The sequence below is a fragment of the Nocardiopsis alba DSM 43377 genome, from assembly GCF_000341225.1.
In the GTDB taxonomy this organism is placed as follows: domain Bacteria; phylum Actinomycetota; class Actinomycetes; order Streptosporangiales; family Streptosporangiaceae; genus Nocardiopsis; species Nocardiopsis alba.
Genome location: NZ_ANAC01000018.1, coordinates 170591 through 189010 on the forward strand (window position 1 = coordinate 170591; position 18420 = coordinate 189010).

An 18420-nucleotide genomic window follows, 5' to 3' on the forward strand; every position below is an offset into this window, starting at 1 on the left:
GTGAGCCCCAAAGCGCGCAACCGCCTCCTGATCATGGTGGTGGCGGCCGTGGTCGTCCCCCTCGCCGTCCACCCGCTGGCCGGGCCATGGACGTGGGTGTGGGCGCCGCTGCTGCTCATGCTCCTCGCCCTGGTGCTGCTGATGACCGCCATCGGCGGAGAGGACCCCCGCCTGACCTCGACGGCCATGACGATGGGACCCCCGCCCGTACCCGACCGCCCGGACGAACGGCGGGAGACCCGGTCGATCCGGGTACGCGATACACGAATGGCGAGCCTGACCGAGGACTACGAGTTCGTGTTCTCCGCCGACGTGCGATGGCGATGGGTCGGTGAGCCCGACGAGAGGCTGCGCAACCCGGAACGGGCCGCGGCGAACGTGATCGTGACGAAGGCCCAGGCCGAGGTGGGACGCTACCGGGCCGACGAGGTGGACATGGCCCTGCACTCCCTGGCCGCGAGGTTGGGCGAGGCGGCGTCGGTCTACAACGGCCTCTTGGAGGTGTGGGCGGACGACGTGACGCTCGGCCTCATGGAGGAGGACGCCGAACGGCTCAGGCGGATCGCCGACATGCGCAAGGAGAACAACCGGTGGGAGATGGAGCGTTTCGTCGAACGGACCAAACGCACCTACTTCGCCGAGGACGTCTTCTCCACGCCGGGCAACGCGGTCATCTGGGACCTGGTGCGCAACGACGCCGACGTCGAGACCACGATGAGGAGGGTGGGTTCGCTCGCCCACCTGTCCGAGGCGGGCAAGGGCAAGGACCTGGACGACCTGCGTGAACGGCTGCGCGGATGGGACCCCGATCTGGCCTCGGCCCTGGAGGGGATCGGAGCGGAGGAGGGCTCGGGCCTCAGGACGGAGGGGGACAGGGGCCCCGGAGGTTGGTACGTCGAGGAGGAGATCCCGGGGACCACCGTCGTCCGTGAGGACCCGGAAGAGACCCTCGTCGATCTGATCTCCTCCATCGAGGACGATGACAAGCGCACCATGACCGCCGACCGGATCACCCGTGTCCTGGAACAGAGCCCCCTGGCCCCATGGCGCCTCGGCTGCGCGAGAGGTTCGGTCTGCCCGGCGCCGCCGGGAACGAAGAGCGGTCCGAACCTCGCGAGGACGACGACCCTCCGGAGGAGGCGGGGTCCGTTCCTCCGTTCTAGACGAGGACCGCGCCCGCCCATCGACGATGGGCGGGCGTCCCCTTTCAGGGGCGGTGCAGGGCGGCCACGAGCCGAGGGCCCAGGTCGCGCACCGCCCCGTGCCCGTGATAGCGGGTCAACGCCTGGGACAGCCGGCGGAGATCGGCCGTGACCGTGGCCGAACCGGAGGCCGCCACACCGTCCAGCAGCTCTCCGGTCAGGGCGCACGCGTGGTCGACCTCCCCGGCCAGGGCGTGGGCCAGGGCCCGACGTACCCCGAACCTGGTCCGTGCCCGCACCGCCGACCCCGGCAGCCGGGCCACCTCCTCGTCCAGGACCCGCGCGCCCTCCTCGAAACGGCCCAGGTCCACCAGGCACCACCCCCGGGCCACCCCCACGGGGTCGGCCACGTGGGAGGAGCCGAGGACATGGGGAGAGGGCGTTCCCTTCGGTACCGGCAACAGTTCGCGGGCGCGTTCGAGGGCACGTTCGGACGACACGAGGTCGCCCACGAGAGCGTGCCCTTGGGCCTCACGTTTGGCGGCCAACCCCAGGACCCTCGCCGAGGCCCCCGGTTCGGAGCGCACCCGCTCGGCGAGTCCGATCGTCCGGGCCCCGTCGTGGGCGTACATCGCGACCAGAGCCCGGCGCACGTGCACATACGCGCACATCTCACGATCGCCGGCGGTCGCCGCCATCGTCGCCGCGGTGTCGGTCCACCACAACGCCGCCGAGTCGTCGCCCGCCTCCTGCGCCATCCAACCCGCGTACTCGGCGAACCGGGCGGCCAGGCCCAGGGCCTCCTCCGCCGAACGTCCGTTCGTCCCGGCCGCCAGTTGGCGCAACGCGTTGGCCTGAGCCACCGCCAAAGGAAGGACGACCCGGGGCGCGGCCCGCTGCCCGAGGGCGCGAAGCGCCGCGAACTGCTCGCGGAACCAGACCAGGGTCTCGGGGGAGGCGGGAGAGACGGGGGAGGGCCCGGCCGCCGCCGTCACCAACGACGCGGCCCCCGCGGACAACACGGTACGACGGTCCATCCCACTGAATTCGGTACTGCCATCGGCTTCCATGCGAAGGATCCACACCTCCTGGCTGTGGGAGGGCACCTTCGGCTCGGGGTCGCCGGACGGGGTCCGGGAAGGGGCCAGCGCGCGTAGCGCTCCGCCCGCGTCGAGCGCGTTGTCACAGATGACGGCGGTCTCGGAGGTCGGTGGTTTGGCCCCTGTCTCCAGTTTGCTCAGGTACCCCTTGCTGTAGTGGGTGACCCCGGACAGATCGGCCAGGGACATCCGGGCCTCCTGCCGTCGTCGGCGGAGCTCGGCACCGAACATTCTCGTCGCCTTCCTAGGGGAGGGGGAGTGGTTGTCCGGTGCCCGCGCGGGGGGAAACGGACGACGCTGGGGGTGCCCGAGAGGCGGAGCGGGGAAACGGGCCGATGGTCCCTCGAACGGCGAACGTCCCCGCCCCGCCGAAGCGATCAACGGCCGACGAGTTCGCCTTCGACCGGAGCGCTCTCGGTCTCCTCACGCCGGGTTCCGTTGCGCAGGTAGGGGTCGGCGAGCGCCGGGAGGATGGCCAGGACGGCCAGTAGCGCCAGCCCGATACCGAGGACGATGGGCGCGCGAAGGCCGTAGTGCGGGATCAGCGCCGATCCGAAGGCCGAACCGACGATGACACCGAGCGTGATGAACGAGCTGTGGACCGTGTTGACCAGCGGTGTGGTGCTTCCCGCCCGCTGGACACGGACCGCCATCGCCGGGTTCATGGTCACTCCGACCAGGCCGATACCGAGCATGAAGGCCAGGGCCAGCGGAGGAAGGTCGGTGAAGAGGGCGAACCCGGTGAGGAAGAGGACGTTGAGTCCGGTGCCGATCACCAGGGTGGAGATGGTGTGCCGGTCGGCCAGCCGGCCCACGACCGTGTTGCCGATGAGGGTGGCGGCGCCGTAGGCCAGCAACAGGAGCGGCACCGTGCCCTCGGAGAAACCGGTGACCCGGGTGAGGATCGGCGTGAAGAAGCTGAAGACCGAGAAGGTCGCGCCGATGATCAGGGTGCTGGAGACGATCGCGAGCAGGAAACGCGGTCGGCGCAGTACGGCGAGTTCCTCGGCGACCGAGGCGGTGGGCCGGGCGGCGGTGCCGTCGGGGGCGGGGGTCTTGACGAAGGCGAGGGTCAGGATCGCCGCCACCACCGTGAGCAGGGAGATCGTCCAGAAGGCGGACTGCCAGCCGAAGCGGCCGCCGATGAACGTCGCGAAGGGTAGACCGAGCAGGGTGCCGAGCATCAGGCCGTTCATGGCGACCCCCACCGCGCGGCCGCGCATGCGCTCGTCCACGAGTCGGGCGCACAGGGACAGGGAGAGACCGAAGAAGGCCTGGGAGGCCATGCCCCCGATGACGCGGGCGATGACCATGACGGGGTAGGTGGTGGCGAGCGCGGCGAGGACGTTGCCGGCGAGGAAGACGCCGAAGATCACCATGAGGGCGCTCTTCGGTGGAAGCCGGAGGAGGACGAGGGTCATGATCGGGCCGCCGACGGACATCGCCACGGCGAAGACGGTGACGAGGTAACCGATCTGTTCGATGCCGGTGCCCAGGGTCTCGGCGAGTTGGGGCATGAGTCCGGCGACGGCGAACTCGCTGGTCACCATGGCGAAGATGCCGGCGGCGAGGACGTAGACCGCGGTGGGCACGCGCCCTGTGGTCGGTGTGGTGGTCACTTGGGGTTCCCCAGTTCTGGAATGATCGGTTCAAAATCGAGCGACGGAGGCGCGCGAAGTGGGCACCCTGGTTCTGGAATGGAATGGCCAGAACGAGGGTGAGATGTGGGACGAGTGGTCGAAGTGGAGGTCAGGCGGGGCGCAGGCCGCGGATCGTGGTGTGGACGATCTCCCGCAGGGCTTCGGGAGAGGCCCCGCCCTGGGAGGAGATCCGGAGTCCGGCGATCGCCGCGTTGAGGTAGGCCGCCAGTCCCTCGGGGGAGGAGGCGGTGGTGACCTCTCCGGTGGCCTGCCCCGTGCGCAGGACGTCGGCGAACAGGCTCAGGCGCGTCTCGGTGTCCTGGCGAACGCTCCGCACACTGGCCGCGCGGTCCGGATCGTCGGCCAGTTCCGCGACGGTGTTGACCGCCAGGCAGCCTTTCGGGTCACCGTTCTCGGCGCGGTCGGCCTCCTCCTCGGCCATCATCGTGAGCAGGGACTCGATCCGTTCGAGCGGGCCCCGTGAGGGGTCGCCCAACATCTCGGCGGTGCGTGCGCCGGTGGTGGAGAGGTAGCCCTCCAGGCACGCGGCGAACAGTCCGTCCTTACTGCCGAAGGTGTTGTAGAGGCTGCTGCGTCCGAGGCCGGTGGCTCGACAGAGGTCCTCGGCGCTCGTGGAGTGGAAGCCGTGCCGCCAGAACTGTCGCGTCGCGGAGCGTACGACTTCCGCCTGGTCGAAGGCTCGTGGTCTCGCCATGGGCGTCACCCTACACGGTTCTGGAACGAATCGTCCATAACCGGGTCGGGGTGGTGTCCTTCGAGGGCGCTCCTCGTGTCGGCCTGTCGGGGCTCGTCCGGGTCATGGTCGAAACGGGCGCGTGTGTCCACCGGCGGATCCCGTCTCGTTCTTCGATTCCCCTTCGGTGCCTATCACGGGTGGGGGTCGCGTGCTCGACCCCCTTCTCGCGGGGATGGGGTTTCCTTCTTCTCGGAATGGGGGGTCGGTGGGGAATAGGGGTGTGTCATTCGATGGCTTTTGTCGGTTATGGGGAGATTTCCCTTGCTTCATGGTCGGGGTGGGGGTGAGGTGGGTCGGCGTTCGAGTGGGAGGGGAGCTCGCGTGTCGGATCGACTCGAGAGTCGCCGCTGTGCGGGCGGTTCGGTCAGGGATCGAGGGAGAGGGTTTTCGGCCGGATGGGAATCCTGATTTGGCGATCGCCGAATGAAATTCGCTCATGTGTTCGATTTTTCACGGCGTCTCCGAGGCCTTGATGGGTCCGGGTTTCTGTTGATGCTCATCGTGTTTTTTGGTCGGTGTTTATGTCGCCATCGTTTGTCGTCCGCTGGGGGAATTTGATAACTTCTTTGCAGTTGGAAGGGGGCGGAAGAGCCCCACCCGAATTCTTTTTCGGTCATAGCTTGAATGTGTAGGCACCATCCGTAATGCGTCGTTCCCTGACCCGCGCGACGGCGGTTCTGTCGGCCTGCTCCCTGCTTCTCTCGCTGGGGGCGACCGCCCCCGCCACGGCGACCGAACAGCCATCCACCCTCGATGACGTCACGGCGGCCTCGAAGAACCGGGCCGTCGACACGACGAAGACCTCCCTCCACCACGGAGAGGGTCAACGACCCGATGACCTCGACGTCGCCCACGCGGCCGACACGTCGGTCTCGGAGGGCACCGGGACCGGCCGGACCGAGGTCGAGAGTTCCTCCTGGACCTACGTGGACCGCGCCTTTCCCGACCGCTCCTACGAGGACGCCGAGATCTCCAGTGTGGGTGTGGGGCACCTCGAATGGGACCGCTCCTACACACGCAGGGTCCTCTTCCGCTTCCCGGTCGACCCCGACCTCGGAGCGGTGGCGGACTCGGTCGTGCTCCGCGCCGAGGTGGTGTGGTCCTACGACTGCGCGGGCTCCTCTTCCATGGAGCTGTACCGGGTCGACCCCTTCGACACCGGGGTCACCTGGAACGACCAGCCCGAGGCCCGCACCCTGCTCGACACCCGGACTCTCCAGGGCGGGCGGAAGGCCTGTTCCGTGGACGGCGGCGTCGAGTTCGACGTGACCGAGGCCTATCGCCGGGCGGCGGAGGCGGGGGAGGACCACCTCCATCTTCGACTCGGCGAACGCGACGAGGAACGGAGCGAGGCATGGCGCCGCTTCGACGTCGCGGAGGCCGCGCCGACACTCTTGGTCGACCATGACGTGCCTCGAGGCCCTGCCACTGACAGGACGCGAGACGAGGCGGTGGACACCGCACCGGTCGTCCACCAGGCCGCGGCCTCGCACGAGAGCCACTCCACCCCTTCATCCCCCTCGACCGTGCGGTCCCCGGCCCTCTCGGACGTCGTCGTCCTCAGAGGTGGGGGAGTCGACGGCGTTCGTGTCGTGGACGTCGCCGACGAGGGCCGGTCGCACGGTGGGTCCGCTCTCCGGCGGTACGAACGGGTCGGCGGCCCGATCGTTCCGACGGCGGAGCGGGTCCAGGACGAGCCGTCCTCCCCTTGTGCACGAGGCCCCCCGAGACCCGGGCCTCACACAGACCTCTCCCGATCCACGGATCGAGGGAGAACGGTCGACGGATGACGGCATCCCCCCTCTACGACGCGCCCTCCGGTCGGGCGGAGCGACGTGTCGATGGCGGCCCGAGGCGAGAACGGGCCGACCGACCCCGAGCCCCCAGGGTGGGAAGGGCTCGGAGGCGGTCGAGGAGGCCGTACCGTCACCGCGCGCCGGTCGCAGGGCGCAGTGACCGCACGCGGAGACGGCACGTTTCCACGCCGGTACGAGGGACGCGCGTCCCGAAGCCGGACACACCCGTGACGGAGCCCGGTGGGGGCTCCACCGCGGGAGGCCGTAGCGGTTCGGAACCACCTGTGCGCACGGGCACCGCACAGGAGGGTTCCGGACCGCCGTCGGCGCGTCCGCGCGAAGGGCCGCCGGTCCTCGGTCCGGTGTCCCCTCGTCGAGCGTGCGCGCTCTTCGTCCGACCGGGAGCGCGGCGTGGTGAGGGTCAGCCGATCGAGGCGCGGCGCCGCTTGTGCTCCCGGATCAGGTCCCGGTACCAGTGGTAGCTGTCCTTGGGGGTGCGTGTCAGCGTGTCGTAGTCCACGGAGACGATGCCGAAGCGGCGCTCGTAGCCATAGGCCCACTCGAAGTTGTCGAGCAACGACCAGACGAAGTAGCCGCGCACGTCGACCCCGGCCGCGAGGGCGTCCGCGAGGGCGCCGAGGTGGTCCCGGAGGTAGTCGATGCGGTCCGTGTCGTGCACGACCCCGTCGGGGTCGGGCTCGTCCGGTTCGGCGGAGCCGTTCTCCGTGATGTGGATCGGAGGCAGTTCCGGGTATCGCCGGCGCAGGTCCACGAGCAGGTCGGTGAAGGAGGAGGGGACCACCGGCCAACCCATGGTGGTGTGCCGTACCCCTTCGATCGGTACTTCCTCCACCCCGATGTCCACGGCGGTGCGGTCGGGCCCCTCGGGGACCGGGGCGTCGCGGAGCCGGATGGGTCGGTAGAAGTTCAGGCCCAGGAAGTCCAGGGGTTGGGCGATGATCGACAGGTCTCCGGGCTCGCGGTAGCCGCCGTCGGCCATCGGACCCCAGGTCGCCTCCTCGTTGTCGGGGTAGACGCCGCGCAACAGGGGGTCCAGCCACACGCGGTTGTGCAGGGTCTCGGCGCGGTCGACCGCCGCGGCGTCCTCGGGGGAGTCGGTCGCGGGCAGTAGCCGGTCGGGGTTGAGGGTGATGCCGACCTCGGCTTCGCGTCCGTGTTCGGCGGCGGAGGCCCGCAGTTCCCTCGCCGCGAGCCCGTGGGCCAGCAACAGGTGCTGGGCCACGGCCAGGGCGGGTGTGCCCTCACGGGTCCCGGGGGCGTGACGTCCCACGGCGTGGCCGACGAACGCGGTGCAGTGGGGCTCGTTGAGCGTGATCCAGCGCTCGACGCGGTCGCCGAGGTGGTCGGCGACCACGCGCGCGTAGGCGGCGAAGTGGTGCGCGGTCTCGCGGACCCTCCAACCGCCGCCGTCCTCCAAGGCCTGGGGCAGGTCCCAGTGGTAGAGCGTGGCCACCGGTTCGATGCCCGCCTCCCGCAGGGCGTCGACGACTCTGTCGTAGAACGCCAGGCCTTCGGGGTTGACCTCGCCGGCGCCGTCGGGGATGACGCGAGGCCAGGCGATGGAGAAGCGGTAGGTGTCCACGCCCAGCTCCTTGAGCAGGTCGATGTCCTCCTCGTACCGGTGGTAGTGGTCGCAGGCGACGTCGCCGCTCTCGCCTCGGGCCACTTTTCCGGGGGTGCGGGAGTAGGTGTCCCAGATGGAGGGCCCTCGTCCGCCCTCTCGGGCGGCACCCTCGATCTGGTAGGCGGCCGTGGCCGTGCCGAAGAGGAAGTCCGGGGGGAACCGGGGCGGTGACTGGTCGGTCATGATGCCTTCCGTTCGCGTCGGGTTCGGCCGGTCCACCGTCATGGAAGCGCTCCCAAAAATGTTCGCACTGCGCCTTCGCTCAGTTCGGGGTATCTCGGGTCGCCTTCTCTTTCTCGAGCCCGAACCGTCCGCCGGTGCTGCTCCGTGCTCGGGCACGAGCGATTTCGAGGTCCGACCGATCCGGTGAGTATAGGGACGGCGGACGCGGGATGTCACGAGGGGGAGCCCGGCCTTCCGAGACGGAGGGGCGTGGCGGGCGCTTCGGCCGGAGGGGGTGGAAACGCCGGAGGGCCCTGATCCGCTGGATCAGGGCCCTCCGGCTCTGGGGTGAGTGACGGGACTTGAATGCTGGTGGGGGAGTGGGCTGACCTGCGGCGATACGAGAATTTGCAGGTCGTGGTGGAGGTGTTCGCCTGGTTGTGCTGGGTTGCCCCGTGTTCCACTGGGCAGCGTGCACCCTCAGGGTGCACGCCTTCAACCCGTTTGGTGCACCCTCCCGGGTGCACCACGGCGAGTGAGTGCCAATACAGCGGAATAGATCAAGCGGTCGAAGAGGACTTATGTTCCCGCTTGTTCGTTTTGTGTGCTTCGGGACTTTTGGAAGACAGATGTTCTAGCGGTAATCACCCGAGGGCAGGTTGGTCGGGGTTGATGTTGCGAAGCACCTGCGGACGGGGTGTCCATTGGCCCGGGCGTTGGGCACGTTCCTCTTCGGCGTACCGGCGAAGTGCCCAGGTCGTCGCCTTGGCGGCCAGAATGTCAGTGGCGTCGTACACCCTCGTGTGCGTGACCTCTGATCAAGCTCCCGCTCCCGGGATCCCCACTGTGCCCGAATGCGGACACTTGTCCAGATTGCGAAAAAGCAACGTAAGCAATCTTCATGTGTGGTAAGTCAGGGGCAACCGGCGCGGATCAGTCCTTGAGTGGCATAAACACGTGGTTCTGGTGTTGCGCTTGGATCTCCTGTTGCACATGCGTCCAATGTTCCTGGAGTCCCTCTTGTCTGAATCATCTATTCTTTCAGGCCTGCGTGGAGACCCCACGCACATCCGGGTTAGCCCTTCCTACCTCGCGAAGACACCTGGTTCCTGCTCGGCTGCTCGCGCTGTCAAAGCCAGGCCTGCTCTCGTCCCGGACATCGACTTCCCTCGGGGCAGCAACCGCGGCGAAGACTTCGCTCTGGGGCCCGTCCAGGACGGCATCGACCTGATCGAGTTCAGCCCCCACGACCAAGGGCGCAACCGGGGTTACCTCACCACGCAAGCGGAACGGCACACAGGGCTTGCCCGATTCACCGTCCACGCCGTCGCCTCGTATCGTCCCCACATACGGACACTTCAGGACCGGCACCTGCGCCCGGTCCGCGGTCACTGGGTGCTCAATGAGCACGGGGGAAACGAGAGCGGCGGGACGCTGTGGGAGGCCTTCCACTGGGGACGTCTGTACGAGAGCCCCGACGGGACCGTGCGTGAATTCCGCTTCCTGCGCATGGGCAAGGCTGATGGGGCACGGCGTAGCAAGGCTGAGACGGCACTGGCCGCGCTCGTCACCGCATACGGCTCGCTTGCTCCCAAACCTCGTGGAAGGGAGTGGCGTGAGCCGTTCCACGTAACACGCCCCAACGCACCAGTGGCCAGAGTGCGCATAGCCGAGATCGGTCTGCTCGACGGCTCTCGCGACGACCTCTTCGATGGAACGCCCGAGGAGGCACACACCCTCTATCAGCGCCACGCGAAAGAGCGGGTCCGTGAGGTCGTCAACACGATCATGCCCACGCCGGGGGCGGACTGCGCTTCGTGTAAGCGGCTCCACGTGTGCACGGACCTCCGAAGAACTACCGGTGTCCTGCACGTCCCGCCGCTCGAGGGCCGCCCTCGCCACGTATCGGCATCCGCTCTGCGCTACATCTCCCGATGCCCGGCTCAGGCACACCTCAGGGACTTGCGGCTTCCCAAGGAGCACGAGTACACACCAGCCAACCGTCGCGGCCACGCGGTCCACGCCTGGTTGGAGGCCCAGCACGCCGCCGTGGACAGCTCGCCCTGCACTGTCGAGGACATCCCCGAGGACTGGTGGGAGCAGACCGGTCACGACTTGGACGAGGAACAAGCTCGGCTGGGCAGGCACATGATCGGCCACCACACCCAGATCTGCCCCCTGCTCGCAGATGTCACCCACGCTGAACCTGAACCCCCTCTGGCTTTTCTCGACACCGAGGCGAACACGGTCGTCCAAGCAAAACCTGACCTTCTCTACAGCGTGGACGGGGTCCTGATCTGGCGTGAGACCAAGACCCTGCACAGTGCACGACTTCGCCACGACAAGCTGTTCCGTAGCTTCCCCCAGCTCGCGCTCGCCGTGGTCCTACTCGCTCAGAAGGCCCTGAACAACACCCCCGAAGACAGCCTGGTGGAGCTGGAAGTCCTCACCAGCGACGGCTGCGACGTGTTTTCCCTCGACCCGGGGGACTCCGCCGAGGTCGAACGTGCCCGAGAGGTCCTCGACGACCTCGCTATGGCCTGGCACCGCGAGCAGGCCTTTCCCACGCGCCCCGGCATTGCGTGCGCCACCTGCCCCGTGGCCCGCTGGTGCCCTGATCAGATGAAGGACATCGCTTGACTGACCACTTCTTCACGGGCGAGCGTCTGCTCAGGCTGGTCGCGACCGCACTCATCCGGATGTCACGTGTACGTGAACCCCGAGACCCCGTCTACGACGCCACGGTCCAAAGGGCCTACGACCACGTAGTCCTCGAATGCATGCGTTCCGGGACACCTTCACCGATCAGCGTCCCCGACCTCGTCCGGTGGGCGGCGAGCACCCCTCTGGGGCATTGGCCAATCCAGATCGACGCATCCGTCCCGCCCGAGACGCTCCTGCTCGACCCCCATACCCGGACACCCACTCAGCAGTGCTTGGAATGGGCGGTCTCGGCCAAAGACGCAGCGGGAGAGCTGTTCGAGAACGAGATCATGTACAACGTTCTCGACCTCACCCGAGCTAGGGAGGCGCCGGAATCCTATGAGCTCTTCCGTCGCTCGGTCATCAGCGACCCGGTGCTTACAGGACAACGTCGAAGTGAGCTGATTGCGGATCCCGCCCTCAACTTCCTGGACGACGAGATCCGTAAGTCCTGGCAACCGGTCAACCCCCGACATCTGCACAAGGGCACCTACGTGCCCTGCGCGCGCTGCGGACTGCTCCTGGTCCCGAAAGAGGACGGCGGTTGGTTCTGCGAACTCGACCGATGTTCACGAAGTGGGCCGGTGCGTCCGGCAGAACCGATTGACGCAGCGGAACGCACGGGTGTGTACCAGGTGGAGCGCCCCCTGCGCACGTTCATCACAGGACCAGGACTGGCCGAGATAGACCTGGAGCAGGCTCTGCACGATCTCGATCTGGGCGTACAGATGTGGCCCGACTTCGACGCCTACGACCTGCGCGTCACCTTTCCCCACGGGCCAGTGTGGGCCATCGACGTCAAGGACAGGGCCAACCCCGCCCTCCTCGGTCGGGGAACACGCGCCTTTCCCATACGACCGCCGCACGACCGCGCTTTCCTGGTGGTTCCCGCCTACCGGTTCAAGGACCGGGAGGACTACGCGAGAGTCTTCGACCACCACCTGGACGATGCCATGAAGGGTCGCGTCGAGCTGCTCAGTGACACCGCACTTCTGACTTTGGCCAAAGAGGAGATCAACGCCCATGCGTGACCGTACACAGTGGCGCCAGAACCTGTCCTCTCAGCTCCGATCCAAGTGGCCGGAACAGGCACCGCTCAGCCGTGCTGAAGCGCTCGATGTCGAACTCGGCCTGTACCTGATCACGACCACGGTGCCAGGCTATGCCGCCGCCGACACCTGGACGCTCCTGGGCGGCTACCCCTACAGCGACGTCTTCGCCCCCTTGCTGACCGACGCCAACCGGATGAGGATTCGCCGGGCCCGCTACTACCTGACCGAGCACACCCGTCCCCACGAGTGGATTCGCGCCCTCGAGGACTACCAGCGTCTCCCCGTCGAGCTGCGCGGATTCGAGGTCGAGGAAACGGGTGGCCCACCTCAACGCAAGGAGGTGTCATGGGCACCGAAGAGGTTCACCGAATTCGAACGGGTCCTGACCACGCCTGTCCCCTTCAGCCGTCGCAAGCTTCCTGTGGCGGGTGCCGGATCCTACCGGTTCAGTACCGGTGAAACCCGCCACGCGGTCACCTTCGATGAGAACCTCCTGCAGCAGATCAACTCGGGTGAAGAGATCCCGGTCCATGACCTGGACGCTCTTCCCCCGGGCAAAGGCGAGCCCATCCGGGTGACACTCGCCCAGCTCAGGGATGCCGCTCATCGCATGGATGAGCTGGAAGCCCTCGATTCCTCCACCAAACCCGGACAGTGGGTCGCACGCCTGAAAAGGGTGGAACTGCTCCTGCGCGACGAAACCGAGGGCCGCTTCCGAGAACAGGGGGAGCAGGACATCTTCACCATCGAAGGTCTGTGCCACCTGGTGGGCATGGTTGGCGCAGGCAAGTCCACCCTCCGCGACATTCTCACCTTCTGGGCCGTCACAGAGCGCGGACTGCGCGTCACCATCGTCGTCCCCGACGTCGCCGAGACACTGCACACCGTTGACCGCTTCACCCGACTGGGCGTGGCCACCGCGCCCGTGCTCGGCGCGACCACCCGAGGCAAGCACCTGCACCGGCAGCACCGCCGGATCGCCAGCGCCGGGGCAGGGTCACTCTTGGACCATGACGACCCCTCCTTCGCCCACCTGAGCAGCGCCTGTCCGGTGGACGCCTTGCGCGGTCTCGACGCCACTTCCCCGTTGGAGATCGGTCAAGCACCTTGCCAAGGCCTGTTCCCCGTCGGGACCAGCCAGGCGGCAGTGGACATGGATCCGCTCACCCTGACGGAAGCCGTGGACGAGGACGAGGACGAGAAAACCCCGAAACCGCACACCTGCCCACTGTGGAAAGCCTGCCCCCGCCACCACTCCTCACGTGCACTCGTTACCGCTTCGGTGTGGGTCACCACCGCCGCCGGGCTGGTACACAGCGGAGTCCCCGTACAGACCGGCAGCGAGCGCCTACGCTATGCCGAGCTCACCTGCCGCCGCAGCGACCTGATGATCGTGGACGAGGCCGACCAAGTCCAGCTGCGCCTGGACGACGCATTCGCGCCTTCAGCCACTCTGATCGGCAGTCCAACGAACTCCTGGCTGGACGAGGTCGATCATCGGCGCGTATCCGAGCTCGCTGGCCAGAACGGTCGCCTGCACCTGACCAAACGCGATGTGGACGACTGGACGAGCGCTTCAGAGACCGCCAGTAAAGCCACGAACCGGTGCTACTCACTCCTGGTCCGCAACCCCGAACTGCGCGAGTGGATCGCCCAGGACTACTTCAGCGCCCTCACGCTTCACGAATTGCTCATCGGGAGTTGGTTCCCAGATGTCGCCCGCACCCAGGCGGAGACACCACCCGATTCGTCCCGCGCCGCCGCGATGGAGCACGTCGAGAAAATCCTCAATCGTTTCCGGGACGCTCCGCTCGAGGAGCACGAGTCCACGGGAGACGACGACACCATCACACCTTGGGTCAACAGGCTCGTCTACCTGGCTCTGGAGCTGTTGACCTCTGAGCGGTCCACCACCGCCCGCCCACGCCTTAAACAGCTGCTCACCGAGCTGCTGGGAGAAGACGGCGAGGTCACCGCGGAAATCGACACCTACACCGTTCTGTTCGAGTTCACCCTCATGCTCGCCGTCCTGCACCACCGGCTCAACACGATGACCACCCTGTGGCCCCGGGTCGAAGCGGCACTAAACCTCCAGGGCACCTCCAACGTCCTCTCTCGCAGGCCCTCGCGTGACTACGATCCGGTCATCCCCGAGTCCCCGATGGGCAACGTCCTCGGCTTCCAGTTCAAACAGGACGAACGCGTCCAGGAAGGCGGCAGCCGCAGCGGAGAACTGCGCTTCTTCCGCTGCGGCGGTGTCGGACGTGAACTCCTCACAGCCCTACCGCATCTGCCCGAGGTAGACGACCGGCCAGGGCCCAACGTCCTCTTGATGTCGGGTACGAGCTGGGCAGGGCAGTCCACCCGGTACCACCTCCACGTCCCTGTCCACGCCGTGCTGCGCCCCCACAGGGACGAAGTCGCCGCCATCGAGCAAACCGAGTTCGAAAAGCTCATCCTGACCTGGCCGGGCACAGCAGAGCCGCTCCGGCTGTCCGGCAACCCCTCCCAACAGCAACGGGACAAGACCCTCGAACAGATGCTCAACCGGCTTGCCGTCGGAGACCCCGAGCTCCCAGAGATCCCGAGTCTCTTGGAGCAGGAACTGGAGAACCTACCCAAGGGGCGTAAACGCGTCCTCCTGCTGGTCGGTAGCTACGACCAGGCCACGAAGGCATGGGAACACCTCAACCGGAAACCCGAATGGCGCGGCCGCGTAGTACGGCTCGTCTCCGACGATGCCGACCTGGACGACACCACCATGACGTTGCGCCGAGGCGACGTCGCCGACTTCCCCCGGCAAGACGGACAGATCCTCATCGCACCACTGCTGTCCGTCGAACGCGGCCACAACATCGTCCAGCCCGACGGCCGAGCCGCCATCGGCACGGTGTACTTCCTGGTCCGCCCCCACCCTCGACCCGACGACATCTCCCTCGCCGTCCAGACCATCCATGACTGGGCGGTCCGCCAGATCCGCGGCCTGGATCCTGAGTTCCGCCAGAGGGCCAAAGCGGCCGGAACCCCCGACCTGGCGGGACGACACTTCCGAGCCAGGGCCCGCAGGGAATGGACCAGGTTGCTCACCCGGCGGATGTCCTGGACCAGCCTCAACAGCACGGAGAAGGTCGCCTTCACCTGGGACCAGCTCGTGGTCATCTGGCAGGTCATCGGCCGCCTCGTACGTGGCGGCGTCCCCGCGCGCGCGGTGTTCGTCGACTCGGCGTTCTACCCACAGGAGGCCCGCAACCTGATCGACACCCCCAAGACCGGACTTCTCGTGGCCATGCGGGAAGTCCTGCGCCCCTACATCGCCGACGACCCGTCGACGGAGCCCATCGACCGCTCACTGGTCGAAGCACTCTACGGCCCTCTCTATCGGGCCCTCGAAGACCTGGACTGACGAGCCCGTCACCACGAGAAGGAGTCCCCAGGCCCATGGCTTACCAGGAAATCCACACCGCCGCGTTCGTCCCCGCTGACGGGCTCGACACCCTGTCTACCGAGCTGAACACCCTCACCTTCCCCGAGCATTGGCGTCAAGCCGTATTGGACTTTTACGCACAGACACGTTCCGAAAAGGGACGCAGCGAGGTCCTCGAACACCAGAGCGTGCCTATAAAGCGCCTCAATCATCTGCTGCGAGTTGTCGCCCCAGGCCTGGTCTCCATCGGGCGGTGGGCACCGACCAACACCGATCAGCCGTGGTTGTACTCGGAGAAGGAATTCTCCCCCCAGGCCCTGATGAACTACGTCAGCGCCTGGCTGAAGGACATGGCCCCCAAGGAGAAGGGGACGCAACGGACCGTTGCGGGTTCGCACCGCCCCCTGCTCGACACCCTGCGGACGATGGACCCAGCCACCCTGAACTGGGAGCGAACGCCCGTCGAACTGCTCCGCGGCACGGTGTCGGAGGGTGGAACTCTGCTCCCCGACTCATCCTTGTACCGGCTCCTGCCCGAGTACGCCGCATCTCGGGTCGTCGCCTCGGGCCCTTACCGGTTCGCAGGGGAGGAGGTTCACTGGCATCGTGCCGCGGGCTACCAAGAAGCCGAACTCATCTCGGATGTCCTCAGCTACACACCCAAGAGCCGCGACCACACGGGCAACCCCTGGTACTACTCCGGCTACCTGCGCTTCTACCTGCGCACCGAACCCTTCTCTACGGTGCCCCGCCTACACGTGGAGACCGGGATCCGACGCTGGACCAGTGGCAAAGCCAACCTCCAAGGCACCACGGGCGCCAGCGCCTACTTGAGGGCCGACGCCACGCTGCTGCCCCAGGCGCCCACCCCCGACCGGCTCGCCGTCGCCTACCTCCAGTGGGACCCGCGCACCAAACGCCCGGAGTGGCGCACTGGCGGACCGATGAACATGCTGGAGAACCTCGCGATCACCGACGAGTTCCCGGACCCGGAGAGTCTGGTCAAGGACGGGACACAGTGGCTGACCGTGGGGCAAGGGCCACAGTTCGCCTTGACCTACCACACGACCATGGGCAGGCACTCGGTCGGATCCGGCATCATGCCCGAAGAACGCCGTCGCCTCATGGAATGGGTGGCCGCTGCCCTAGAGCCGGAGTTCGTGCCCATCCCCGCTCTGGTCAGGGCGGAGCCGCCAAAGGGGACGGTCGTCATCGACCGAGCCCTGGAGAAGCCCAAGAAGCTGACCGGCGACGAGGCGAAGAAGATGGCGCTGGCGGAGGAGAACCGCCGGCTCGAGAGCCGCAACGCCCGGCAGCGCAGGGCCCATCTGGCCGAGGTTCTCAAGGGCGCGGACCTATCGGCCATGGTTCTGTACCAGAATTCCGGGATCCGCGATCAGATGATCCAGGCCGCGGAGGATTCGCTGGACCTCGCTGGCCACCGGGACGGCCAGGGACCCGACACCTGGGTCTGGCGGGCACCCGACCTAACGGTCCGAATCACCGCTCGCCTGGCCGGCGAGATCACAGGACCCCTGGGTGAGGCCACCGCACCGAAGCGAGGGGGCGAGTTCAAGGAGGAAGCCGCCAAACGTCGTGACCTGGTGAAGGAGACTGTGCAGGAGATCCTCTCCGACAGCGGTGGGGGCGTTCAAGTCGCCTACGTGGAGCTGGACGGGGTAAAGACCTCCACAGGTAAGCGGATCTTCGCCCCCACCCAGGACCCAAAGGGCGCCATCCGGGCAGGTGCTGCTCAAGCGCGGATCGTGAGCCAGTTCGCCAAGCCCTACGACCCACAAGACGCGCCAGAAGAGCGGGAAGAAAAGGCACGGCACCGTATCGAGTCGGCATGGAGCGACGGATTGCGTCAGCTCGGGGCCACGTTCGTCCCGCGTGCCGGAGAGGGCGGGGCCATCCCGGCGAACCTCACGCAAATCGCGTTCTGGATGGTACGCCGCAACGTCGCGAGTAAGAGCAGCTTCTCCCAGTTCACCCCCATCGCCCTACTCAACCGGGGCAAGGGGCAGATCATGGGGTGCAGCCCCGACACCCAGGGCTGGGTGTCTTACCGAGACCTGCTGTGTGACCTGACCGGACAGGTCGAGTCGCCACGTAATGAGCAGGATCAGATCGCCGCCGTCGCCTCCTTTGTCCGGACGACACTCCAACCGTACAAGTTCACGGACACGCTGGTCCTTCTGCACGCGCAGAACTCCCGGAACCGGTGGCCGTGGTTGGGTAACGCCGGGCTTCTCCAGGATCGGATCAAGCTGGGACACGGGCCGGACCAGCGTCTGGCTGTGCTCGGAAAGCGGATGCGCGTGATCCGGGTCGCTTCATCTGATCGGGCTGAGGTACCGCAGTGGTGGGCGCCCGTTGAAGGCAAGGACTCGGGCTTCACCGAAGGACTGTGGCGGGCCGGGGACGATACCAGAGGCCGGGTCTTCTACAGCACGGGCCGAAAGCCCAGCAGCGCTCAGACGCCCAAGGGAGTCGCCAAGCTGACGTCCCGCACCGTCGAAACGGGCAAGTTCGCTGAGGACGGGACTCCGAAGACACGCGACCTTCACGTTCCTTCGGCCGAGGCTCGCACTCCGCAGCTGGTGCAGTTCACCCTTACTGGGCTTCTTCCCGATGATGATCCAGCGGCGTGGGCACGCTTCCTGCATGAGCAGCGGGAAGGTGATGACTACCGGGAGCACCTGAAACTTCCCGTCCTCCTCCACCTGGCGAGCAAGGCCAACGAGTACGCCATCCCATACGAGGACGCGGAGGACGATACAGCCGTCGACCTCAGTGACGATGAAGAGTCACAGCAGATGGCCCTCTTCTGACGGGTGACGTGGGGGCCTCTCGGCGGGAGTCGAGGGGCCCCACGAGGCTGCTGACTGGCGATGAGATCAGAGGGGTGGGGTGCGTCCTATGGCAAGGTCTTCGCTGTGGGGATACCGGTGCACCCCAATCTGAAATAGATCCTCGAAGTGCCACGTTTTCCCAGG

The 18420-nt window shown here is 67.1% G+C and carries 10 protein-coding genes; 6 read left to right on the top strand and 4 right to left on the bottom strand.

Annotated elements, in window-relative coordinates:
• Positions 1–1314 carry a hypothetical protein gene (locus D451_RS26675; RefSeq protein WP_017535649.1) on the top strand — a complete coding sequence of 438 codons (1314 nt, stop codon included), beginning with the start codon at positions 1–3 and terminating at the stop codon, positions 1312–1314.
• Here D451_RS26675 and D451_RS0119465 read toward each other — a convergent pair.
• The 3 genes from D451_RS0119465 to D451_RS0119475 all read right to left on the bottom strand — a co-directional run bounded on the left by D451_RS0119465 (position 1208) and on the right by D451_RS0119475 (position 4597).
• Complete coding sequence (locus D451_RS0119465) at positions 1208–2473, bottom strand: helix-turn-helix domain-containing protein (RefSeq protein WP_017535650.1); 1266 nt, start codon at positions 2471–2473, stop codon at positions 1208–1210. The two genes, D451_RS26675 and D451_RS0119465, sit on opposite strands and share 107 nt — an antisense overlap.
• 146 nt (positions 2474–2619) lie before the next feature.
• A complete protein-coding gene (locus tag D451_RS0119470; RefSeq protein ID WP_241463352.1) occupies positions 2620–3861 on the bottom strand; it encodes an MFS transporter in 1242 nt (413 codons plus the stop codon).
• 130 nt (positions 3862–3991) lie between these two features.
• The gene (locus tag D451_RS0119475) at positions 3992–4597 is read right to left on the bottom strand and encodes a TetR/AcrR family transcriptional regulator (RefSeq protein ID WP_017535652.1); all 606 of its coding nucleotides are present in this window, start codon (positions 4595–4597) and stop codon (positions 3992–3994) included.
• Positions 4598–5283: 686 nt separating this feature from the next.
• Here D451_RS0119475 and D451_RS0119480 point away from each other — a divergent pair.
• Positions 5284–6429: a DNRLRE domain-containing protein gene (locus tag D451_RS0119480; RefSeq protein ID WP_017535653.1), complete on the top strand. Its 1146-nt coding sequence runs from the start codon at positions 5284–5286 to the stop codon at positions 6427–6429.
• Positions 6430–6856: 427 nt separating this feature from the next.
• On the opposite strand, the gene D451_RS0119485 is transcribed toward D451_RS0119480, so the two are convergent.
• Positions 6857–8263 (bottom strand): GH1 family beta-glucosidase, encoded by a 1407-nt coding sequence (locus D451_RS0119485; protein ID WP_017535654.1) that lies wholly within the window; start codon positions 8261–8263, stop codon positions 6857–6859.
• 981 nt (positions 8264–9244) lie between these two features.
• On the opposite strand from D451_RS0119485, the gene D451_RS27410 reads away from it, so the two are divergent.
• The 4 genes from D451_RS27410 to D451_RS0119505 are packed head-to-tail and all read left to right on the top strand — an operon-like array spanning position 9245 to position 18255.
• Complete coding sequence (locus D451_RS27410; protein ID WP_081616100.1) at positions 9245–10882, top strand: PD-(D/E)XK nuclease family protein; 1638 nt, start codon at positions 9245–9247, stop codon at positions 10880–10882.
• The gene (locus D451_RS0119495; protein ID WP_017535656.1) at positions 10879–11976 is read left to right on the top strand and encodes a pPIWI_RE_Y domain-containing protein; all 1098 of its coding nucleotides are present in this window, start codon (positions 10879–10881) and stop codon (positions 11974–11976) included. Before D451_RS27410 ends, D451_RS0119495 begins: the two co-directional genes overlap by 4 nt.
• Positions 11969–15400, top strand: a complete 3432-nt coding sequence (locus D451_RS0119500) for a pPIWI_RE_Z domain-containing protein (protein ID WP_017535657.1) — start codon at positions 11969–11971, stop codon at positions 15398–15400. The genes D451_RS0119495 and D451_RS0119500 overlap by 8 nt, the downstream gene beginning before the upstream one ends.
• 35 nt (positions 15401–15435) lie before the next feature.
• Positions 15436–18255, top strand: coding sequence for a pPIWI_RE module domain-containing protein (locus D451_RS0119505; protein WP_017535658.1), 2820 nt, complete (start codon positions 15436–15438; stop codon positions 18253–18255).
• Positions 18256–18420: the final 165 nt, after the last annotated feature.